Below are 23,623 nucleotides of genomic sequence, written 5' to 3'. Positions count from 1 at the left end.
TCTCAAATTACGCCTGACCTTTTCTCCTCTTTTCTCCCTTACCCAACATCACTCCATGGCTACACCCAACACTCCTGCCTACGACCCAGCAAAACTCATTCGCCGAGCCCTCTTTTTCGTCATTCTTGCCGGACTCGCCATTTCCTCGATTTTCATCACCTTCAAAGGACTCTCCGCTCCCCGGGGGATGGAACAAGCCCAGATCGGACGTGAAATCGCACGCGGACAAGGCTACTCAACCAAGGTCATCCGGCCGGTTGCCATCTCACAAATGAAAGAGGCCAATGGCGAGCAACCCAACCTCGAAAACCTCCCGGACACCTACCACGCCCCACTCAACCCCTGCGTGAACGCCGCCGTGCTTAAAATGACCGACGCCGGAGACAAGCAACGCTGGCGGATGCCCAGCGACACCAATATCTACCAGCTCGACCGCGTAATTGCCGCCACCTGCACCATTTTCTTCCTCATCGCCATCGGGGTGAACTACCTGCTCATTTCGCGGATTTTCGACACCACCATTGCGTCCACCACCGCGATCCTGATGCTCTTTTGTGAGTTAATGTGGAAACTCTCCCAGTCCGGGCTCCCGCAAATGCTCATGCTCATGCTCTTTTCCTGCGCCATGTTCTTCCTCTGGAGAGGTGTGGAAAACCGGGAAGAAAACAAATCAGCTCTCGCCCCTGTAATGATTTCCGGTGTGTTTATGTGCCTGCTCGTGCTCACCCACTGGCTTGCCGTCTGGATCTACATCGGCTTCGTCATCTTTGCTGCCGTCTATTTCAAACCCAAGGGCATCATCGCCGCCGGACTCTCCGTCCTGCTCGCCCTTTTTGTCATCCCTGTGATTTACTTCCTCTATGTCGGCCCGACCGGCAGTCCGTTCGGCACCGCCTATTATGCCATCCACAACGGCCTCGGTGGCGGAGAAGACTCCATCATGCGCAACCTCTCACCCGCGGGTGAGGATTTGGCCCTGCAAGGGCTCCTGATGAACATCATGCGCTCCACCCTGCTGCAGATCTCCGATCTCCATCAGAACTTCGGAGCCATCCTGGTAGCCCCCTTGTTTTTCCTCGCTTTGCTGCACCCGTTCAAGCGGGACAGCCTGGCAGCCTTCCGCTGGTTGATTCTTCTGATGTGGGTCTTTGCCGGCATCGGCATGTCCATTTATGGCATCCGCCGCGGGTCCATGGACCCCAACCAGATCCATATCCTCTTCGCTCCGCTGATGACAGCCTACGGACTGGCCATGGTCTCCATCCTCTGGGGCCGTCTCAACATCCCACCGTCGATGCACATGCTGCGCTACGCCCACCTCGTGCTCATCGTCGCCATCAGCGCCGGCCCCATGCTGCTCAACTTGCCCAAGGACCTCAAAAATGGTCTCCGAGCCGAAGGCTTTGGCGGATTCCCCCACTACCCGCCATATTTCCCCAGCGCCTTCAACCGGACACTCGCAGACAATACCACCACCCAGGATATCATCATCAGTGACACCCCGTGGGCGGTTGCCTGGTACGCCGACCGGATGTCGGTCTGGCTGCCCAAAAACTTGGACCAAATCGAAGCCATCGAAGAAATGGCATCTGATCAACAGACCCCCGTCCAGGGCATCGTGATCTCACCTTACTCCTTTAACGCCGACAGAATCCTGAGTTCCGGAGCCCCGGGTCGGGCCTATGGTGACCTCTACCCCTTGGTCTACAATGCCTTCGCCCGCATCGGATCTAACCAGAACCTGAACTTCATCGATATCAATCCGAAGTTTAAGCCCCTCGCCCAGCGTTACGAATACAAGCAACCGCTGTTCAGCTACGGCTATATCATGTATTACTCCAACCGCCCGGTTGTCGCAGCGGAAGACTAACCAATACTCACACCAACCATGCCTCCGAGCAAAAAAAAGAAAGACCCCAGCTTCGAGCAAGCGCTCGACGAGTTGGAAACCATGGTCGAAACCATGGAATCCGGGCAACTGCCACTGGAACAACTCATCAGCCACTACGAACGGGGAGCCACCCTCATCACCCACTGCGAAAAAGTGCTCGACGATGCCCGGAAACGGCTCGAACTCCTCACTCTCAAACCATCCTCGGACAACGATCCAGCCGAAGAAACCAACCCGAAGGCCACTCCAGCCGAATCTTTCAACGATGACGACGAAATCAGGCTCTTTTGAGCTCCCCGAACTCCTCTCCCAAATCAAGGGACCCGGAGATGTCAAGGCACTCCCAGAAGAGAAGCTCACGGACCTCTGCGAGGAAATCCGCCACACCTTGATCCACGCCCTGTCCCAAACCGGAGGACACCTCGGGCCGAACCTCGGAGTCGTCGAATTGACCGTGGCCCTGCACCGGGTGTTCGACACTCCGGAAGACAAGTTCCTTTTCGACGTCTCTCACCAAGGGTATGTGCATAAAATGCTCACCGGTCGGGCAGACACCATCCACACCATCCGGACCCCGGGAGGACTCAACGGCTTTTTACTCCGAACCGAATCCGAACACGATTGTTACGGAGCCGGCCACGCAGGAACCGCCCTCTCCGCGGCCTTGGGAATGGCCTCGGCCCGAGACCTCAAGGGCGATGACAACCATGTCGTCGCGGTTGCTGGCGATGCGGCCTTCACCTGTGGTCCCACTCTTGAGGCGATGAACAACGTCTCCGAAGCCACCGACAAACTGATTGTGGTCCTCAACGACAACGAATGGTCGATTGATCGCAATGTTGGTGCCCTCGCTAAGTATTTCAACGCCCTGCAAACCCACCCGACTTTTTCATCCATCCGTCACAAGGCCTCCGAGTTTGTGGGGAAAGTCGGGGGTGAAAGCGTTCGCAAATTTGCCCACAAGGTGGAACGCAATACGAAGAACCTGATCTTCCCCAACGTCCTGTTCGAAAAGTTCGGCCTCCGCTATTACGGCCCGATCGACGGCCACGACCTCGGACTGCTGATCCGGACCTTTGAACACCTCAAAACGCAGGACGAGCCCGTCATCCTCCACATCATCACCGAAAAAGGTCGAGGGTACAAACCTGCCACCTCCAACCCCGGCAAATTTCACGGCCTCGGCACCTATAAAGTCGAAGACGGCTCCACCGCAGCAGCAGCCACTCCGACCTACTCAGAACTCTTCGGCCGAGCCATCACGGACTTCGCTAAAAAAGACCCGAAAATCACCGCCATCACCGCCGCCATGCCGGGCGGCACCAAACTCGAAATTTTCAAAGAGGAAATCCCGGATCGCTACTTTGATGTTGGCATCGCCGAGGAGCACGCCGCCCTCTTTGCCTGCGGTCACGCCACTCACGGGCTCCGCCCCTTCCTCGCCATCTATTCCACCTTCATGCAACGGGCGATTGACATGATCATGCACGACATGGCTCTGCAAAACCTGCCGGTCCGCCTCTGCATGGACCGTGGAGGACTCAGCGGAGATGACGGCCCGACTCACCACGGTATCTTTGATATCGCGTATCTACGCGGCGTCCCGAACCTGATCCACATGCAACCAAAAGATGAAGACGAATTCATCGACATGCTCTGGACCATGGCCTTACACGATGACTCCCCGTCAGCCATCCGCTACCCACGTGGTGCCGGTATAGGGACCACCCCCAAAGCCGAGCCTCAACAACTCGCAATCGGCAAAGGTGAAGTCCTGCAAGACGGTCAGGACATTGCCATCATCAGCCTGGGCCACATGTACGCAACCGCTCTTGAAACCGTAGAAAAACTTGAAGCGCTCGGCCACTCGGTCGCACTCATCAATCCACGCTTCATCAAGCCTTTGGATGCTGAACTCATTCTCGAATACGCCCGAAAATGCAAGGTTGTCCTCACCATGGAAGACCACGTGCTCAATAACGGTTTCGGAACCAGCGTGATCGAACTCCTCAGCAACCACGATGTCGCCACCCCGGTCAAACGCATCGGCTGGCCCGACGAATTCATCGACCACGGAAAAGAAGAACAACTGAGGATCCAACACGGACTCACCGCTGACCACGCAATCAGCCTGGTCACCCCTTACCTCAAAGCATCGTCCTAACCAGCATGAAAACCATCGGTATCGTCGGTGGTGGACCAGCGGGTCTCATGGCCGCGGAATCCGCAGCCATGCTGGGAGCTCGCGTGGCACTCTATGATGCCATGCCCTCACTGGGACGCAAATTTCTGGTAGCCGGAAAAAGCGGACTCAACATCACCAATAACACGCCTTTCCCCGACTTTCTCGAGCACTACTCCGGAACCCATCTTCCGTCAGAGCAATGGGCACAGATCCTCAATCAGTTCGACAACTCGGATCTCAGGTCCTGGGTTCAAGGACTGGGGCTTGACACCTTTGCTGCCAGCAGCGGTAAAGTCTTCCCCGGCCCTGACCGGCTCGGTATGAAAGCCGCCCCGCTGTTGCGCCGCTGGATCCAACGCCTGCGCAGCCTCGGAGTCAGCATCCACCCCCGCCACCGCTGGACCGGCGTCCAACCGGATCTCACCCTCAGCTTCAGCACCCCAAAGGGTGAAGTGAGCTGCAACCACGACGCCATCATCCTCGCTCTGGGAGGGGCATCCTGGCCACGCACAGGCTCAGATGGTGCGTGGACCCACATGCTTGAAAAAGCGGGCATTACCATCACCCCGCTCGAAGCGGCAAACTGCGGCTGGGAAGCCGCCTGGCCTGATGAGCTCATCGATGAAGCCGCCGGACTCCCGATAAAAAACCTGATGGTCGCTGCTGAATCACCACCAAACACAACACCAACTCAGCAAGGATACAGAGGCGAACTCGTCCTCACTCACTACGGACTCGAAGGCGGGCCGATCTACCGATTGGGCCCGGCGCTACGCCAACACCCCCGACCAGCACTCGTCATCGACTTCAAACCGGACTCCAGTATCGAACAACTCACCACCCGCATGGGAAAGGTGAAACGCAACTTCGTTCGCGAAGCCAAACGCCGCTGGAAACTCGACCCTGCGAGCTGTGCATTACTCAAACATCTACCGGACCGCGGACCGTGGCAATCCGTGGAACAACTCGCCAGAGAGGTTAAACACTGCCATATCCCCCTCCTGCGGCCCCGCCCGATTGAGGAAGCCATCTCCTCAGCTGGAGGCATCAGCTGGCAGGCACTCGACCAGCAGCTGATGCTCACCAAGCTACCAGGAGTCTTTGTGGCCGGTGAAATGATCGACTGGGAAGCCCCCACCGGAGGCTATCTCCTGCAGGCGTGTTTTGCCACCGGCCGCTACGCTGCAAAATCGGCGCACCACTATCTATCACAAAGCTAATTTAAATCGTCCTTTGACAAGCTTATCCCAACCACCTACCACCATCACCATGCTTTCAAAAATAACAGCCCTAGGGTGCTTCGCCGGCACCTTACTCGTCTTACCCGGCACTGCGGGGGAAGCAACATCAGCCAAGGCTTCGGAGAAATCCAGCGTCGCGTCGGACATCCCCCTTCAGCTAACACCGGAAGTCCCTCAACCTCCGAAATGGGGCGTCCAAATGTCCTACCGCTACGCCCACACCCCCTTCAAGGCTGGCAGCCAGAATGTCGACGGAGTCGTGCCCTTGTTCTATTACGAAGGCGAGCGCTTTTTCCTCCGCGGAGTCGAAGGTGGTGCCCACCTCTGGAACAACGAGCAGATTGAAATCGACACCTTTCTGAGATACCGCTTTTTTGATTACCCCGAAATCTACGAAGACAGCCTCGACCACGACACCTTCGATGCCGGATTGAGAGCCTCTTGGAGACTCAACGAGTCCTCACGCATTGCAGCCGAAATCCTCACCGATTTCGATGGCCGGGTCCATGGCGCGGCACGCTGGGAAGCCGACCACTACCACGACCGCTGGTGGTTCCACCCCTTTGTTGAGGCCCGACTCAAAACATCCAACTTCAACTCGCGTTACTACGGTCTCGGACTGGATGATGTCGATGCCGGGTTCGACGTCAAAGTCGGTGTAAAATCGCGCTATCACATTTGGCGCAACCTCTATGCTGAAGGATCCGTCGAAGCCCGCTGGCTCGATGGAAACACAACCGACAGCGACCTTGTGGAAGATTCCATGGAATACGCCGGCATGATCGGTCTCGGGTTTTACGAAGCCCCCTACCCCCACTCCGCAAAATCACCTGCACGCAGCCTCAATGCCAAACCTTACTTCCGCGTAGCCCAAGGATGGGGAACCGATTCATCCCTAGCCCAAATCCTGGAAGGCGATATCCGCACCGACAAAGGAGCCGACGTCAACATGACTTCCATTTTCTACGGCCACCCACTCTCAGACACCTTGTTCGGCCTCCCCCTGGAGGTCTATCTCACGACCGGACTCATCCACCACTGGTCGTCCGACGTCCAAGGCAGTGCCACTGAGTATGTCATGGGGCTGAAAGTGTATTACACCGTGCCGACGCCATGGAGAGTCCGCCTCGGCGTTGCCGAGGGAGTCTCCTATATCGACTCCTACACCTACTATGAAGAAAACAGCCTGATCGACAAAGGTTACGACCCCAGTCGCTTACTCAACTACCTCGACTTTACCATCGACCTCAACCTAGGGGATGTCTTTGGGGCAAATAAAATCGAGGACCTCTGGTTAGGTTACGGTATTCATCACCGCTCCGGCATTTTTGAAGCATCTCCCACCTTTGGCAATGTCTCCGGAGGAAGTAACTTCAACACACTCTACCTACAGTGGTCAGGGAAATTTTAATCCTCCCCGGGCAAGCGCCCACCACTTGCCCCCCTAACACCCAGTGGCACATGAACCTCCATCACCCGGCCCGGGGATAAAAAACACCCTCAGCAGCAAATCCTTCAGGCTGCAGCTGGAAAGACTGCTGGATGGAACGAGCCACGCTCACTTCGACGAGGTCCACTCGGCAGCAATCTCATTCATCACGGCACTAACAGCTCAGGCACTCAAACAACACGCTCCCGATGCCAGGCTGTGGATCACCCATCCAAACCCACGCACCCGTGACCGCATTGCGGCAGAGCTGGACCTCTGGAACATTCACCCTCTGCTCCTCCCCAGCCTTCCAGAGTCAAGTGATTCAGAGATCCATGCAGCCCCCGAGACCCTCGCAGATCGACTGGCCATCCTCAATATCTTGAGTAGCCCTCCGCAAGGGAACAAACCTCAGGTCCTGATCCTCAGCCCGGACTCACTCAGCGATAAAGTTCCTTCTGCTGACAGCCTCCGCTCCTCAGCCTTCAACCTCCGGATTGGTGACGAGATCGACCTCGAAGCATTCCTACAACGCCTGTCCGCCCAAGGCAGCTACGAAGAGGTCACCCAGGTACATGCCCACGGACAATGGGCGAGACGTGGTGGCATCATCGACCTCTTCTCTTGGCACGCCCCCTGCCCCCTTCGCATCGAACTCTTTGATACCGAAATCGATTCCCTGCGTGAGTTTGATATCGACTCCCAAATCACGACGCGCAAAATCAAGCAAAGTGAGATCTCCCTGGCCGACACCGAACCTTCCATCCCCCTTCAGGACTATCTCGAAGCTAACGACCGATTGTTAGCAGCGGGAGGAACCCCAACTGAAAAGGCCCACGCTTCGCTACGTGAAGAGGAAGCTGACGAAGCCCCAGCGGGGGCGACGACTGCCTGCCTAGGCAGTCCACTAGGCTCTTTTGATGCCGGGGATTTCATCCTCAACGAAGCCAGACGTCACCGATTTTTCCAACAAATTGCCGAATGGAAACAAGACAACTACTCGATCTTTTTGACCTTCTCCAACCGTGGGGAAAGAGAGCGCTTCGAAGAACTCGTCGATTCCGATTTTTTTCAACAAGGCGTCGTCACCCCCTTATCCGGAGAGCTGGTTCAAGGGTTTACGGTTCCGGCCGCCCGTCTGGCTTTCCTCTCGTCCGCCGAACTCTTTGGCCGCTACCAAACGCCACAAACCAGACGCCGCAACACCCGTATTGACCACCAGACCCGAGCCCGGGCTCAAACAGCACTCGAAGACATCCAGGAAGGCGACCTCGTGGTCCACGCCGAGTATGGTATCGGAAGATTCGAGGGCATCGAGCACGATGAGGAAGGGCACGAGGAAATCCATATCGAATACCGGGATGGAGCCACCCTCAGCGTGCCACTTGACCACTCCCACCTGCTGTCGAAATACGTTGGCCTCGGTGGCCGGGAGCCATCCCTCAGCCGACTGGGAACCGGCAGCTGGAGCAAAGCCAGAACCTCCGCCGAAAAATCAATCCTCGATTACGCGGCCAAACTGCTCCAGATGCAGGCCGAAAGAAACACCGCACCTGGCTACCAACACCCTGCCGACAGTCGCTGGATGTTTGAGTTTGAAAATTCCTTCCACCACAACATCACCTCCGGGCAAAGTGAGGCGATCGAGGATACGAAAGCTGACATGGAAGCCTCCAAGCCCATGGACCGGTTGATCTGTGGCGATGTCGGATTCGGCAAAACGGAGGTAGCCATCAGGGCGGCCTTCAAGGCTGTCACCGGAGGAAAACAGGCAGCCTTACTCTGTCCGACCACCGTTCTCGCCGAACAACACTGGCGCACCTTCAGAGAACGGATGAGCGACTACCCGCTGCGTATCGAACTCCTCAACCGCTTTCGTAAAGCCAGCGAAGTAAAATCCACCCTCAAGGGGCTGGCCGACGGATCCGTCGATATCGTCATCGGCACCCACCGTCTGATATCCCAAGATGTTATCTACAAAGACCTCGGCGTCGCCATCGTCGATGAAGAACAACGCTTCGGCGTCAAACACAAGGAGCGCTTCAAGGAGCTGTTCCGCAACATTGATGTGCTGACCCTGTCCGCTACTCCCATCCCCCGCACCCTCTACCTCTCGTTGATGGGTGCCAGAGACATGTCCACCATCGACACCCCGATCCCGGGTAAGGTCCCCATCCACACCTCGATCCACGGCTATGATGAACGCATCATCCGCGATGCCATCCAACGGGAAATCAAACGCGGAGGCCAGATCTTCTTCCTCCATAACCGGGTGAAAGACATCGATCTCGTCCGTAAAAAATTGCGCGACCTCGTCCCCGAAGCCTCCATCGTTGTCGGCCACGGACAAATGGAAAAAGACGAACTCGAAGTCGTTATGCGCACCTTTGTCGAAGGCAAGGCCGACATCCTGCTCGCCACCACCATCATCGAAAGCGGCATCGACATCCCGAATGCCAACACCATCATCATCGACCGGGCCGACCGCTTTGGCCTGGCCGATCTCTATCAGCTCCGGGGCCGGGTCGGTCGTGCCGGAGGTCAAGCCTATGCGATCCTCCTGCTTCCCCGCGACCTCATCCATGGCGATGCCCGCAAACGAATCAACGCGATCAAACAATACACGGCTCTTGGCTCGGGCTTCAATATCGCCATGCGCGACCTCGAAATCCGGGGAGCAGGCAACCTGCTCGGAACCAAACAATCCGGCCACATCGCCGCCGTCGGGTTCGATCTTTACTGCCAGCTACTCAGGCAATCCATCGACCGATTAAAAGGAGGCAAAACCCAACAACGGGTCGACGTCACCCTGCGCGCCGACTTCCTTGTCTTTAACGAATCCGAAGCCTCCGGACTGGCCCCTGACACCAACCTCGGAGCCTACATCCCGGCCGACTACATGCCGGAAGCCCGACTCAGAATATCCGCCTACCGCGAGTTGGCCGAACTTGTTTCCAACAAAGAGCTCAAAGCACTGCGCACACGTTGGCGAGATCGCTTCGGACCACTGCCCGCCCCCGTGCAACAGTTGCTCACCGCCACTGCAGTCAAACTGGCAGCCAACCGAGCCAGCATCTCAACGGTCGAAATCCGAGAACAACGGCTGATGCTCACCCGCAACGGCGAATATATATTTCTTGCTCACAAACGACACCCGCGCCTCAGTTCAGCCAGCCCTGCCGACAAACTCAAAGAGGCGCTCACCATGATCGAGTCGATTTAACAAGAACACACATGGATCAGATGGCCACCGTTAGGGCGGAGGCCTCAATCCGCCGTCGGGACCGCAGCTTATACCAAGTAGTAAACAGACGGGACGATAGCCGAGATGAATGAGTTCTTTGGTAAGGCGCGACGAAGGAATGGTGCGGGCACCATGACTAAGGAGAAACAAAGCCAAAGGAGTCATTCATCCGGAACTCTCATGGATCACGCAGTGCTCTTCCAAATACCTCAACAATGATCAATCGTCTCGTCTGTTTTACGGAGTGGTATTATACCAATGAGGTTAGAAGTGGTATTTGAGCAGAAAACTCACCACGCTGTCATCTGTGCGAAAATCACTGGAGTCCTTGATGCCGTATTTGTTCGACCAGTAACTGTACTCGACCCCGACAAACAACTTGGCATCTTCTCCCATGATGGCTTTACCCAAATTATACTTCAGCTGCGGGTTGAAGTGCAGGTTTTGCTCATAGTTGGAATCATCCGTGGCAAACACCCAATCGATGAAGCCGTCGAACACGATCTCGGAACTTCCCACCGGAACCGTCACCGACCAGGTCGGAGTGAGTTGCCATCCGTCGGAAATATTGTCGCTATTCAATCCGGCGCGGTAAAACAAGTTGAGCTGGAAGAAATCAAAACCGGGGATGTCCAGATCAATCGCCGGACCAGCAAGGAACGTTTCCACCGGGCCTGATCCGTATTCCAGCGAAGTCGCCAGCAGAAAGTCACTCACAGGACCGACCGACAGGTCATCACCAAAAATCTTGTTGTAACTAAAACGGGGAGTGACCTCACCATACAAGCCATCCGACTCGTCACTACCCGGGAAGTAGGTTAAATCAAGAAAAGTGAACACATCACCGAAGCTCAGACCGGCGACATACTCGAAGGTCAGCGTGTGCTGCTCTTCCGGGTCCACCTTGAAGTTATCACCATACAGGTAGCTCAAACTGAAGTCCTGCCACTGGATCAGCGAGCTATCAGCCGAAGCTTCTGCTTTCATTTCCGGTGCCGCATCACCTGCGAAACAAAGTGGGGAAGCCATCAAAGTGGCTGCGGTAAGAGCTCGGGCGAAGGAATGTCTAGTGGTCATAGAATCGTGATGGTTGTGATTTCCTGCCCATGCTATGAGCGGGAGTGCCCCCGAAATAAACAGCAAGCAGGCGGCAGGCAACCCCAATCTGAAAAGAAGAACGCCAAGGGGCCGATCACGGCACCCTCCGCTGAATCATGATACGAAAAATCCATTGCACCCGAAGGCCAGCCAGTTATGCTGCCCACACGTCTCACCATGGAAGAAACACCAGCGGTTCAAATCAATCACCTCGTCAAGGAGTTCCCCTCTCCTTTTCGGAAATCAAAGGTACGGGCGGTCAATGACGTCTCCCTGAATATCATGCCTGGAGAAGTCTACGGGCTGATCGGCCCAAACGGCTCGGGAAAATCCACCACCATGAAAGCCCTGCTGGGACTGCTGACCCCGACAGCCGGATCCTGCTTCGTCTTTGGAAAAAATTCGCTCAAGACCGACTCCCGTCAGGACATCGGCTTTCTCCCCGAAAACCCCTACTTTTACAAACACCTCAATGGTGAGGAAACTCTCCGGTTCTATGCCAAACTCTGCGGGCTGAGGGGCAAACAACTCCACCAGCGGGTCGATGAAATGCTCGAAATGGTGTCCCTCGAGGATGCCCGGCACCGCCGCATCGGGGGCTATTCAAAAGGGATGCTCCAACGCATCGGTCTGGCCCAAGCGCTGATTCACAAGCCCAGACTCGTCATTCTCGATGAACCCACCGCCGGAGTCGATCCGATAGGTTCCCGAATGATCCGTGACCTGATCGTCGACCTCAAACAACAAGGGGTCACCATCTTTCTCTGCTCCCACCTGCTCGAGCAAGTCCAGGAGGTCTGCGACCAGGTAGGCATCATCTTCCACGGCAAACTCGTCAAGGAAGGCAAACTCAACGACCTGATCGCCATCGAAAATCAAACCGAGATCCTGATCCAAAATGCCGATGCCGAGACCTTGGAACGTATCCGCGGCATGATCGAACAACAAGGATCGGCGCAATTGCTGAACATCGGCAAGCCCCGAACCACCCTGGAGCGGCTGTTCCTCGACGAAGCAGAAAAATCCCAATCATCCATCCACACCTCATCCAAGGAACCAACAGAGAAAGGAGCCAGCGATGCGTAGAAACCCGTTTTTTTCCCCGGCCAGAATAGCGGTCATCGCCAGCCACACCTTCACTCATCTGGTCAGGATGAAGGTCTTCTATTTTCTCGCCGTTTTTGCCGTCCTGATGGTCGCAGCCAGCCTGTTCGAAATGCCCTACAGCCGGACCACGGAAAACACCGCCGAGCAGGAACTCATTATCCTTAAAAGCACCGCCATGGGATCCATGGCCATGTTCTCGATGATTTTTGCCATCGCCTCCACCGCCCTGCTCATCCCCAAGGACCTCGAAGACCGCACACTCTACACCATCCTCTGCAAACCGGTCCCCCGGCTCGACTACCTGCTCGGAAAACTGGCCGGAGTGCTCGCGTTGGTCGCCGTCACCCTGCTGCTGATGGATGGTTTACTCTCCATCATCCTTCACCTCCGAACCTCCGGATTAATCGAGGAAGAAATGGCGCGGGGTGCCACCCAAGGCTGGCCGCAGGAAGCTCTGGATCTCAGGAAACAGGAAATCAGCCAGCAAGGACTGACCTGGAGTCTGCAGGCTGGTATTGGGGCCGTCTTTTTTAAAGCCGCGATCATGGCCGCCATCGCCCTGTTGATATCCACCTTCTCCAGCTCCACGCTGTTCACCATCATCATCGCCGTGGTGATCTACTTTATTGGTCACTTCACTGCGGACGCCCGGGATTACTGGCTACACCAGCAAGACGGGGCGGTTTCCATCCAAATGAAATGGGTGTCCCAAGGCATTTCCCTGATCTTCCCGGACTTCCAGCTCTACAACATCATCGACGCCGCCATCGAAGGAAAAACCGTCACCTCGAGTATCTTCATTCGACTGCTCGTCCTGACTTGCTTCTACACCGGCATCTACAGCGTGCTTTCCTGGTTCACCTTCCGCAAAAAGGAATTCTAATCCAGCCATTCCGCTATGCGCCCATTCCTCCAATCTCTTGTCATTCTGGCCGTCTTGCTGGCCTTCGGAGCGGCTAAACTCAGCTTCGAAGACAAGCTTCACAGCGACATGGTCGAGGAACGCCTGCTGCAACCGCCTCTCAAGGGCGACACCAGCCTGCAGCTCGGCCAAACCAGTGCGGCGGTCGCCCTCGGTGGGCTTCGTTCACTGGTGGCAGCCGTCTGGAACCTCCGGGCTTACAACGATTTTGAGAACCGGGACTGGATCAAGCTGGAGCAAAGTTACGGAATCATCACCACCCTCCAACCAGGAACCACCTCCTACTGGAAAACCGGAGCCTGGCACCTCCACACCAACGCCGCCATCGATTACCAAGAAAAAGAATCACTCAGCTCCTTCCGCCGCAGCGCACTCCACAAACAATACATCGACAAGGGCGCAGCCCTGCTCGAAGAAGGGATCCGCCAGAACCCTGACAACTGGAGACTGCAACAAGAACTGGCCTGGCTCTGGAGCTCCGAATACAAACTGCCGGACTACGAACGAGCCCTCAAACATTACCATGGTGCCCTCAACTGCGAAAGCCTGCCCGACTATAAACGGCCACTGTTCGAACGCCTCGGGTTCTACACCATGACCCGCATCCCGGACCTCTATCCAGAAGCCCTGAAAGAGGGAGTCCGCCTGTTCAAAACCTATCCCCAAAGCCGAACCATCAGCCTGGTCAACGGCATTTTCATTCTGCAAAATGCTCTGGATACGCCCGAAGAACAACGCATCCCCGACTCCGAACTCTACCCAAATCCCGCAACCCAGCTCCACTGGTTGAAAATCCACTGGAGGCGCACCGGTCAGGACTTACCCATGCACGGAGTCGCAGCAAAAATTGATGCACTTCAACGTGAACTTGACACGCCTTGACTCATCTCAACACCAACCAACCTTTCATACAGCTCGACAAGCACGGCATCCTCTCATGAATAACTGAGAACGAGTCACTTTTTTCTTTTCCTTTGCCTCTCAACAAGGCATGAGTGCTGCACACCAATCGGTCCCAATCTCTCCATTCGATCTTCTTCATGAAAATTGCCATCTTCAGTGATATTCACGCCAACCTCGAAGCGCTCGAGGCGGTGCTCGCAGATGCCGAAGCCCAAGGTGCCGACAGTTACATTTGCCTCGGTGATGTGGTCGGATACAACGCCGACCCGGCTGCCTGCCTCGAACGGGTCAAAGCCATGGGATGCCCGGTCGTCAAAGGTAACCACGACCAGGACTGCGGCCACGATACCTCACTCGAGATGATGAACCCAGTAGCAGCCGAAGCCCTGCTCTGGACGCGCGAACAACTCTCACCCGACCAGCGCCAATGGCTCGCCCGCCTGCGCATGGTCCGCCAGGTCCAGAACTTCACCATCGTTCACTCGACCCTCGACCAACCTATTTCCTGGAACTACGTCACCAACAAGTTCGACGCCATGGCCAATTTTTCTTACCAGATCACTCCGGTCTGCTTTTATGGCCACACCCACGTCCCTCGAATTTTCACCAGAACCTCCAAAATTCAGGAAGTGCCGGCCGAAACCATCGCCATCGAGGAAAACACCCAGTATTTCATCAATACCGGATCGGTCGGTCAACCACGTGACGGAGACTGGCGTGCATCCTACTGCATCTACGACATGGATCAAAACCTCGTCAGCTTCCGTAGACTCGAATACGATATCGAGACTGCGCAGAAGAAAATTCTTGATGCCGGACTACCTGAGTCCCTCGCCGAGCGCATTGCCTTCGGCCGCTGATCCCATTTGGCCAATGGCTCAAAGAGCCATAATCCCAACACCGGTTACGGCAAAAAAATAACCACCCGGTAAAAACCGCGGGCACTGGGGACCGAAAAGGGAATGAGCTCCTTAGCTCCCGAACCTAAAAAGATGCGGCTCACCAGATTCCAGCTATCAGCAAGCATGGTTTCACTGTGCTCAATGGCGTAATAACGACTGGAGGACGTCGGAAACTGCAGCCTGAATTCGCTGACCTCAAGTCCGGGCAAGACTTCCACATAGGGGATGGACGAGATGCTCTGAGGATCGGTCGCGGCAACGTATTCCTGCCAGTTGGAAAAACCGTCACCATCGGCATCCAGCTCTCGATCATCAGCCAGACGGTTCAACGAATGCGCGTTCTCCCAGCTATCCTCCATGCCGTCGTTGTCGTCATCGGTGTCTATCGTATCGATCATGCAGTCGCCGTCGGTATCGGCCGCATTGATGTCGCCCAGCCCAGCCACTTCATCAGCATTCAAAGCTTGGTTAAACAAGCGAACACCTGAAACATGGATCACAGCCTCTTCACCACCTCCATTATCCGAAAACAAGGTAAAGGAAGACGCCAAACTCCAACGATCAGCGTCAACAATGCCAACATTGTGATTGCCAACTAGAACACCGTCCACGTAAGTGCTTCTCCTACCTCCCTGATCCACACTGATCACCATTCGGTGCCATGTATCCGCCAAAATCGAATTCGGAGGATCATGATCATCCACATACCCCTCGGAAGAGACTCCAAGCCCGCGGCTGGAACTATAAAAGTAATCCGCATCACCTCCACCACTGGTATCGAACAAGGCAATCCAAGGGCTGAGGCTCGGAATTTTAATATCCAGCAACAAGGTGTATTCATTTGTCCGGTTTCCGGTGCCGTTGCCTCCAATAGGGTTCAACACGGTTAGAAACTCACCTACCCCCACAGCAGCAGCTCCCCCATCCGCTCCGCCAGGGCCACCAATCGCCGCGATCGATCCGGTGAGTAACAGATCGCTGCCTACCGTTGCGGTTCCCAAGGCTTCACGGTTTTCAAACTCCCAGACTCCGACCAACTTACTAGGCACGACCGAAACCTTCAATGTTGCAGTCCCCGAATTCCCATGGCTGTCCCTTGCCTTGACCGTAAATTCATTCACTCCCATATCAGAAGCTGTTGGAGTCCCTGATATGGAGCCTCCTGGATTCACATTTAGCCATTCCGGTCCCGCCACCTTGCTATAGACGATGGGATCGCCGTCACCATCAAGGGCTGACTCAGCCAAAGTCCCATGATATGGAACCTCGACAACGGCATCAGCCCGAACAAGAGGGTTCGCAGTGAACTCAGGAGGCCCAGGGGCCGGTAAGATCTTCAGCACAAGATCATTGCCAGATCCTCCCACGTAGGAAATCTGAGCCGACAGCCCGCTTCCGAGAAAATCATTCGATACAATGGCCCCTTCCGGCAGCGTCGTCCCAGCAGCCAAATGAGACCCCAGCCCGCTCACCACTTGTTGAGTCACAGCATCCACCTCATCATTCTCAATCAGCATATAGGTATCCCCCACACTCACCGTATAAGCGGCGTGCGAGCTCAGGTTGAGTGTGGCACCACCAAGAGTTAACGCGCCGGCAACATTCAGTTGATCATAGTCACCGACCTCCGAGCCCCCAAAGCGAATATTCAATGCCGAGCCTGACTCCATCGTAACATCACCTAACTGGAACAAGGTGCCGGGCGCAGCATGCCCCGGAGCAATACTTGCCCCGGAAGGTACGTGGGTATTTCCCATAACCTTACCGCTTCCTCTCAAGGTCTGCCCGGCTGCAAGTTTCAAAGTTTCATCCTTCAAGCCTTTTACATGCAAAACCGCATTGTGGTAGATGTGAATCCCCGAAGAATCAGGAATCAGGTTCGACTTTGAAGCATCAACAAGCAACAGCGCACCACCAGTTACTCTGGTCGCCCCCGTGTAGGTGTTCAGAGCCGTTAAATACAAATCACCAAGGTGGACTCCTCCATCATAAGCTCCATGGATGTAATCACGCCCGTGCGTCTTGGTGAGTGAACCTGAACCACTGAGAACCCCATTGATGGTCATATCCCAATCTCCGGTATTCACCTGCCGTTCACCTACCAACGTGATCGGCAGGTTCACCGTGGGGCCGGTTTGAGGGATATCTGGCCCATAGCCTCCCATGTTGACAATATCGCCAGTGAGCGTGATGGCATTTCCACTAAACTGATAGCCGGCGGAAAATTTACCAGGAGGGAAGACAATACCACCAAAACTCGTCCCTGCCGGAAAATCGTTGACCGATACTTTTTGGGTGGTGCCCTTAAATTCAAGCACCTCACCAGCGACGGGTGCTTGTCCTTCCCAGTTGGCGATGGTTTGCCAGTTGGCGTCACCCCCCCCTCCATTCCAAGAGGCTTTGCTGTAGCCGGTCTCGCCATTGAGCACGATCGTCCCAGTCCCAAACGTTGCGGAGATCGTAAATTGACTCGAAACATCCGTGCGGTAGAGATCTAAAAACGGCGAATAGGTTTTAAAACGGATTTCTCCCTGGTCGGGGTCGAATTCCGCCCACTGAAACCAGCCCTGCCCCCCGTTGATGATCTCCTGGTAATTCACCATCACCTGCAGCACTTTACGCCCTGAAGTCGTGGTGGCTATCTCATGCCGCGATACCCAATCGTGCCCACAAAAGACCATAAACACTTCTTCGTTAGGCTCAATCAGGGTATTCCAGATGGTATTGCCGTTTGCATCACGACCAACCCCATTGTCGGCCATGTACCCGTGTGTGGTGATGATCGTTGGTTTATCTGGATGAGCATCGATGATCCCCTGCGCCCACGTGAGCTCTGTCGCCTTTGGGCTATGTGGCAGGTTGATATGGATATAGGTTGTGCCCTCTGCTGTGAACTTCTGGGCATGCGCCAAATCATTCGAACTCGCGCCGAGATACCATGCCTTGCCTTGGTATCGAGAAGATCCAAATGCCCCAGGAGAGCCTCCGTCATGGTTCCCAAAAGTCACACCATATGGGACAACACCATCAATCTCATTCATCGCTTGTGATGCTTGTGGCCATAGACTTGAGCTATTCAAAATGACATCTCCCACATGAGTGAGAAATACAATATTTTCACTCACGGCATTATTTTTCACCCATTTTGTTTGGATCGTGAATAGATCAGGTGCCCCCGCCTGTGACGCCCTTGTATAATTCTGGGTATCACCGAAAATCACAAACTTAAATGGCGTTTCAGCTAAGGCGACCTGAATCGGAACAGAAAATAACAACCATGTCAGTGAGAGAATTCGGGCACATCTTTTCATAATAACTTGAGTAATAAATTGAACAACAGACACAAAAAAACCCCTTCCCTTTGAGGAAAGGGGGTGAAAATAAAAAGCGAGAAGAGAGCCTTACTTACGGCGGCGAAGCATCAATGAAACCCCACCCAATCCGAGTAGCGCAGCACTGGAAGGCTCGGGGACGGCTACAATGCGAATAGCAGAAATACCTGCCTGATAGGCTGTTGCCGTATCTGTAATCGTCAATGTGTCTGATGAAAACGTATGGGTCGCACCAAGACCACTCCAACGCTCAGTGCCTCCACCATCTGTAACTACAGTGATCGTCTCAGTATTTCCACCAATACTTACAGAAGAAGGTGTTCCAATGTAGGCAGCCTGCCCTCCATTATTTGGATTTCCTGAGTAATACACGGTAACTTCATAAGCTGTTGCACTATTACTAAGAAGCCAGCCATCTAGACTATCGAAAGCAATAGTAACGTTATTCTCTAGCACAGCAATGTAAGGGTCACCAAGGCCACCAAAGCCTTGTTGCCAATAATCACCATGGGTCATGGAGTAACCTACACCATCTAGGCTTCCTGTTTGCGTGCCAGCATTACCTGTAACGTTAACGAGAGCTTCAACGCCAACGTCACCCGGCGCTCCGATGTTATTACCAGATTGCTGACTGTAGTTGAACATCAACGATGAGGCTGCCGATGCTGAAGCTGACAGAAAAATGCTGGCTGTAGCCGTCCCTATTAGAGCTCTATTAATTGTATTTTTCATATTTTAGTTTGTACTTTTGAACTGCTGAGATCAAAGAATACACAGTCCTTACTTCAAACTTCAATGGCATTAATACAATACTTATTGGCATTTTTACAAATTCATTTAGAATACGGCTCCATGGAAGCCACTTCAACAAGGTTCAGGGTCGGTGTGCGTCTGCCCGACTGGATTTCAGGCTACGCTTCAAGGTTATTTGAAGGTTTTCTGGATTTTCAGCGCACAGGTTCAGCGATGAAGCTTCATTTTGACCAACCGACGGGTGGAGACATCCCGCCCTATCCCATTGGAAAAAACTGGAAGGGCGACGGTCTCCTTGTCTACCGCTATACTGCGGCTGAGGCAAGGGCCTGGCAAAAGGCTGGCATCAACGTTGTCAATCTGAGTGTAGAAACGCCCAGGAACTCGATTGTTTTCCCCCGGGTGACCGTTGACAACCAAGCACTCGGACAGCTCGCCTATGAGCATCTGGCCAATCTAGGCCTGAAAAATTTTGCCTACATGCATGAATCCTCTCGAGAATACTCCAGGATGCGGCTTGAGAGTTTCCGGGAAAGCGTCGTATCAAACGGTGGCAACTTTAGCGTGATTAAGGTCCCGGTTAGCCGCTACCCCATTAAAACGCGCCCTACACAAATCGACCAATGCATCCGTGAACAACTCCTCAATCTCCCCAGACCATGCGGGCTCTTCCTCAAGGATGACATTGCCGGAGTCTGGACATCCAGACTACTACAAAAACTAAACATCAAATGCCCGGAGGAAATCGCATTGTTAGGCATTTCCGACGATATCATTTTTTGCCACACCACAACTCCTCCCCTGAGTAGTATCCCCTACCCCGGCCGCAAAATAGGCTTCGCAGCCGCCAAGCTGTTAAACGCATTAATGCGTGGTGAAAATGTCCCGCCTGACCATTGGATCACCCTGGCTCCGGGAGCTGTTGTGGCCAGGGAATCAACCCGCCATGTGCACCTCGACGACGCCCTGGTTTCCAACGCTCTTCAATTTCTGCGGCAAGAGACGCCGAAGCGGCCCGTCTCGGTTTCAGAACTGTGCACCACGATGGGAATATCACGTGAAGGTCTGAGGGTCCGCTTCATCAAGACACTGGGACACAGCCCCAAAAAGGAAATCGAGCGCCTTCGCTCGCAAGCGGTCATTAAAAAACTACGGGAAAGCGAGGATACGCTGGAAACCATCGCCATTGATCACTCCTTTGCCGGACCTGACGAGATATGTCGGTATATCAAAAGGCAAACAGGAAAAACTCCAGGACAAATCAGAAACGAATAGCCCCATCTCTATTGGCATAAGAAAAAGCCGCCACAGAATCTCTTCCGCGACCGCTTGAGTTTCCTACAACAAGAGTCGTCAGGATGATGAAAAATGATGCAATCGAATGGCTGAAACTGTTCGATCTAGCACCGATCACGCTGCTTGTCTTAACGGTCAGTTCGTTTCTCTATTGACCGATGGTTTCTGCGTAGAGTGAGCAACGGGAAAGGACGAGTCCCAGAGCCGGATTGGGAAACTTCAAAGTAGGACAGGTTTTCAACCTGTCGACAACCCGCCCCCCTTGCTCGATAATTTTCTATCAACCACTCCATCGAAAGCGAGAATCCTACGGTCAGCACTTCAAAGTAGGACAGGTTTTCAACCTGTCGACAACCCGAGCTACCCCCCCTTGCCCGATAATCTTCTATCAACCACTCCATCGAAAGCGAGAATCCTACGGTCAGCACTTCAAAGTAGGACAGGTTTTCAACCTGTCGACAACCCGAGCTACCCCCCCTTGCCCGATAATCTTCTATCAACCACTCCATCGGAAAGCGAGAATCCTACGGTCAGCACTTCAAAGTAGGACAGGTTTTCAACCTGTCGACAACCCACCCCCCCCTTGCCCGATAATTTTCTATCAACCACTCCATCGACAAGCTACCCCCCTCTGCCCTACCTCCAAAGTCACCGGCAGTTTAAAAACCTACCCTACTCTCCGCAGCTACCACATCACTAACAAAACGCCCCTGACTTTATCAGCCAAGGGCGTTGGTACAATTATATCTATTCCGATCGTAGATAGTAATCGACTATGGCTTTCGGGCACGAAGCTTAGCCAACCCCTTTCGCACGTCGGCGGCAGCATTTCCCATGGCCTCTTCGATCTGCCCCCAACTGGTGGCAGAGGAGCTTGCTGCTTTTCGAGCATAACGCGTATCAGCCAGAGCAACCAATCGCTCTCCCGACACAGAGTCCAGAATTTCCATTTCACCTGAACCACGGGACGAGAACATCGAAATCCCCGTCGTCATTTGCTGGGCTTCTGCAACAACCCGGGAGACGGGAACGACCGACGTAATCACGTTCGCCGGACGGTTGGCCGGAATCAACTCCGTGACGGCACCACGAAAGCGCATGGTGGTAGGACCGGGAGTGGAGACCAACTTGTAGTCCTTCGATAGCTCACGGGTAATCGCCTGCCTCATGGCATAGCTCAACCGCTGACGATCAGCCTCGGTCAACTTACTATCCGTAGGTAAAATGAAGGTCACAGGATCAATGATGACACTGTCGTATTTTGCAAAATCCATATTGGGTTTGGTATACGACATCTTGGCGCCATAGGCATTCCCTCCTGGTGACAGTTGATTATAGTTACTCAAGAATCCGGATGGAGACTGATTACCACAGGACGAAAGGAGCAGGGCCATTGCTGCTGCCCCCAGACTTGTTAAGCTCTTCAATTTCATTAGATAAGGTTGACTAAGGGGTTCCGATCTCGCCATTATTTCTTCTGCTCGAGCAGTATCTTATTCTTAATCAGGAAGGCCTGCACTGCAGCCTTGGTTTCCGGGCGAAGGTTTTCAATCCCATCATAAGGAAGACCGCGGTCAGCATCTGTATCAGGATACTTTTTCTTCATGACCATGTGACGCTGAATCACACGCACCATTTCGGCTCCACCCCAAGCACCGATCTCCGTGGACACTGGATATTCCTCACGGGTATCACGCTGCAAGTCATAGAACTTGGCACCAATCGGGTTTTCTCCCGGTCCGGGAACCTTGAGTTTGATATGCTCTTTCACCACAGCTTCCATTTTGGGTCCCGAATAAATAAAGACCGTGTCACGGCGCCCTTTGGTTTCGCCTTCGAGCAGAAGTGCAGACTGGTCAACACCATCGATCAAACGATCGGTAGGAAGCTTGTCTTTGGCACCTGCCAGCACAGAAAGTGTGGTGTAAAGGTCAGCCACGTGAACAATGTCATTCACAATGGAATCTTTCTCAATCATGCCAGGCCAGCGGACAAAGGCATCGACACGGACACCGCCTTCGGTGGTGTCAGCTTTTCCACCTTTGAAAATCATGGCCGTGTAGCCACTCCCAGGTGAGTATTTAGTAAAGTGACCATTGTCACCCATGATCACAACGATCGTATTTTCAGCGAGTTTAAGCTTATCGACTTCCTCGAGGATATCACCGATCCAACCATCAAGCTTCTTCATTTTCTCAACATAGGTGCCGCCGTTTGGAGTGGTGTAGTTATCCGTGGTGGCACGAGGGTTGGAGAGCGGAATCAGCGGCCAGTACTGCAAGAAGAAAGGTTTATCCTGCTTGGCAAGCTTACGCAGGTGTTCAAGCGTCTGGTCTTGATAGCGTTGATTCATTTCCTCGTATTTCTTTTCTGTCCAGCGTTCACCCGGCTTCATGTGCACTTCGCGCACGGTACCGCCTTTGGTGGCTTCACAGCCCACCACCATCGCAGCAGGATTAGGACGGAACCATTTGTCCTTGGTGAATCGATCATTATACTGACCTGGCCCAATTGAGACAGCCACACCTTCCTTGGCGGCATCATCGTTGAAAACCGTCAACTGCCCTTGCTGGTGAATCGGAAATGCAGCATAATCAAAGCCTTGGTTGTGAGGCCAAGACTCTTTGATATCGCCCATATGCCATTTACCAATGTGTGTGGTATTGTAACCCGCTTCTGAGAGTACCTCGGGCAAGGTTTTTTCCTTGGCGGGAAGTCCAAAGCCGGCAATATCGACCGCCGTATCCCCCATGTTGTAGCGATGAGGCTGACGACCGGTCATAAAGGCACAGCGAGTAGGCGTGCAGGAAGGCTCGGTATACATCCGGTTGAGACGCATCGACTCGTCCGAAAACTTGTTCACATTAGGCGTCTCATAACCCCGCAGACCATTCAGTTCCGGGATGCCCATGTCACCATAGCCCATGTCATCAATCAGAATATAAAGAATGTTCGGTGATTTCCCACCGTTTTTCTTTTTAAATTCCTCGAGCCTGGCATTCACAGCGGCATCATCCTTCGCCCACTGCTCACCATGCTGAGCCTTGAGAATATAATGATCAGCATCGTGAATTAATTCAGCTGCTGTCGCAGGTAAGGTTCCAGCAAACAGGGCCATAAGGCCAAGTTGACTCCATGTTTTTATTGGTTTCTGTTTCATTGTTTGAATAGGTTGAATAGGTTGAATAGGTTGTATGGGTTGTATAGATAGCGGGGTCGATATTTGGATCATATATTTGGATCATGGCTCCAAATTAACAAATCGTCTGTCGATTCATTTGAAAAACTAATATAATTAAATGAGGTTTAAACCTAATGCA

The 23,623-nt window shown here is 53.9% G+C and carries 16 protein-coding genes; 11 read left to right on the top strand and 5 right to left on the bottom strand.

From position 1 onward, the window contains the following. The first annotated feature begins 55 nt into the window (after nt 1-55). From HW115_RS15320 to mfd, 6 genes are read left to right on the top strand one after another with little or no spacing between them, the layout of a single operon-like run. Nucleotides 56-1,870 carry an ArnT family glycosyltransferase gene (locus tag HW115_RS15320; protein ID WP_178933824.1) on the top strand — a complete coding sequence of 605 codons (1,815 nt, stop codon included), beginning with the start codon at nt 56-58 and terminating at the stop codon, nt 1,868-1,870. A gap of 18 nt (nt 1,871-1,888) precedes the next feature. Next, on the top strand, nt 1,889-2,182 hold the full coding sequence (gene xseB, locus HW115_RS15315; protein WP_178933823.1) for an exodeoxyribonuclease VII small subunit: 294 nt from the start codon (nt 1,889-1,891) through the stop codon (nt 2,180-2,182). Continuing rightward, nucleotides 2,157-4,055, top strand: a complete 1,899-nt coding sequence (dxs, locus tag HW115_RS15310; protein ID WP_178933822.1) for a 1-deoxy-D-xylulose-5-phosphate synthase — start codon at nt 2,157-2,159, stop codon at nt 4,053-4,055. The genes xseB and dxs overlap by 26 nt, the downstream gene beginning before the upstream one ends. 5 nt (nt 4,056-4,060) lie before the next feature. Then, on the top strand, nt 4,061-5,296 hold the full coding sequence (locus HW115_RS15305) for a BaiN/RdsA family NAD(P)/FAD-dependent oxidoreductase (RefSeq protein WP_178933821.1): 1,236 nt from the start codon (nt 4,061-4,063) through the stop codon (nt 5,294-5,296). Between the two features lie 49 nt (nt 5,297-5,345). After that, on the top strand, nt 5,346-6,728 hold the full coding sequence (locus tag HW115_RS15300; protein ID WP_178933820.1) for a MipA/OmpV family protein: 1,383 nt from the start codon (nt 5,346-5,348) through the stop codon (nt 6,726-6,728). A 43-nt stretch (nt 6,729-6,771) separates the two neighbouring features. After that, nucleotides 6,772-9,969, top strand: coding sequence for a transcription-repair coupling factor (gene mfd / locus HW115_RS15295; RefSeq protein ID WP_319609362.1), 3,198 nt, complete (start codon nt 6,772-6,774; stop codon nt 9,967-9,969). Between the two features lie 285 nt (nt 9,970-10,254). Here the strand turns inward: mfd and HW115_RS15290 are convergent, their stop codons facing one another. After that, complete coding sequence (locus HW115_RS15290; RefSeq protein ID WP_227021567.1) at nt 10,255-11,067, bottom strand: outer membrane protein OmpK; 813 nt, start codon at nt 11,065-11,067, stop codon at nt 10,255-10,257. Nucleotides 11,068-11,265: 198 nt separating this feature from the next. On the opposite strand from HW115_RS15290, the gene HW115_RS15285 reads away from it, so the two are divergent. The 4 genes from HW115_RS15285 (at nt 11,266) to HW115_RS15270 (ending at nt 14,880) form a co-directional block, all read left to right on the top strand. Next, nucleotides 11,266-12,174, top strand: coding sequence for an ABC transporter ATP-binding protein (locus HW115_RS15285; RefSeq protein WP_178933819.1), 909 nt, complete (start codon nt 11,266-11,268; stop codon nt 12,172-12,174). Then, on the top strand, nt 12,167-13,078 hold the full coding sequence (locus HW115_RS15280; RefSeq protein WP_178933818.1) for an ABC transporter permease: 912 nt from the start codon (nt 12,167-12,169) through the stop codon (nt 13,076-13,078). Before HW115_RS15285 ends, HW115_RS15280 begins: the two co-directional genes overlap by 8 nt. Before the next feature lie 15 nt (nt 13,079-13,093). Then, nucleotides 13,094-13,999: a hypothetical protein gene (locus HW115_RS15275; RefSeq protein ID WP_178933817.1), complete on the top strand. Its 906-nt coding sequence runs from the start codon at nt 13,094-13,096 to the stop codon at nt 13,997-13,999. Between the two features lie 158 nt (nt 14,000-14,157). Continuing rightward, nucleotides 14,158-14,880, top strand: coding sequence for a metallophosphoesterase family protein (locus HW115_RS15270; RefSeq protein ID WP_178933816.1), 723 nt, complete (start codon nt 14,158-14,160; stop codon nt 14,878-14,880). 44 nt (nt 14,881-14,924) lie between these two features. Here the strand turns inward: HW115_RS15270 and HW115_RS15265 are convergent, their stop codons facing one another. Further along, on the bottom strand, nt 14,925-17,963 hold the full coding sequence (locus tag HW115_RS15265) for a LamG-like jellyroll fold domain-containing protein (protein ID WP_343219708.1): 3,039 nt from the start codon (nt 17,961-17,963) through the stop codon (nt 14,925-14,927). Between the two features lie 360 nt (nt 17,964-18,323). Further along, nucleotides 18,324-18,986 (bottom strand): PEP-CTERM sorting domain-containing protein, encoded by a 663-nt coding sequence (locus HW115_RS15260; protein ID WP_178933814.1) that lies wholly within the window; start codon nt 18,984-18,986, stop codon nt 18,324-18,326. Between the two features lie 120 nt (nt 18,987-19,106). Between HW115_RS15260 and HW115_RS15255 the strand changes: the two genes are divergently transcribed. Further along, nucleotides 19,107-20,282, top strand: a complete 1,176-nt coding sequence (locus HW115_RS15255) for a DNA-binding transcriptional regulator (protein WP_227021566.1) — start codon at nt 19,107-19,109, stop codon at nt 20,280-20,282. Nucleotides 20,283-21,076: 794 nt separating this feature from the next. Here the strand turns inward: HW115_RS15255 and HW115_RS15250 are convergent. Next, entirely contained in the window at nt 21,077-21,736 is a 660-nt protein-coding gene (locus HW115_RS15250; RefSeq protein WP_178933812.1) for a DUF3313 domain-containing protein, read from the bottom strand. A 35-nt stretch (nt 21,737-21,771) separates the two neighbouring features. Further along, nucleotides 21,772-23,463, bottom strand: coding sequence for a sulfatase-like hydrolase/transferase (locus HW115_RS15245; protein ID WP_227021565.1), 1,692 nt, complete (start codon nt 23,461-23,463; stop codon nt 21,772-21,774). Between the last annotated feature and the right edge of the window lie 160 nt (nt 23,464-23,623).

This window comes from Oceaniferula marina (assembly GCF_013391475.1).
Taxonomy (GTDB): domain Bacteria; phylum Verrucomicrobiota; class Verrucomicrobiia; order Verrucomicrobiales; family Akkermansiaceae; genus Oceaniferula; species Oceaniferula marina.
Note: the sequence above shows the minus strand (reverse complement) of the source record. Positions and strands in the feature narration are given on the sequence as shown.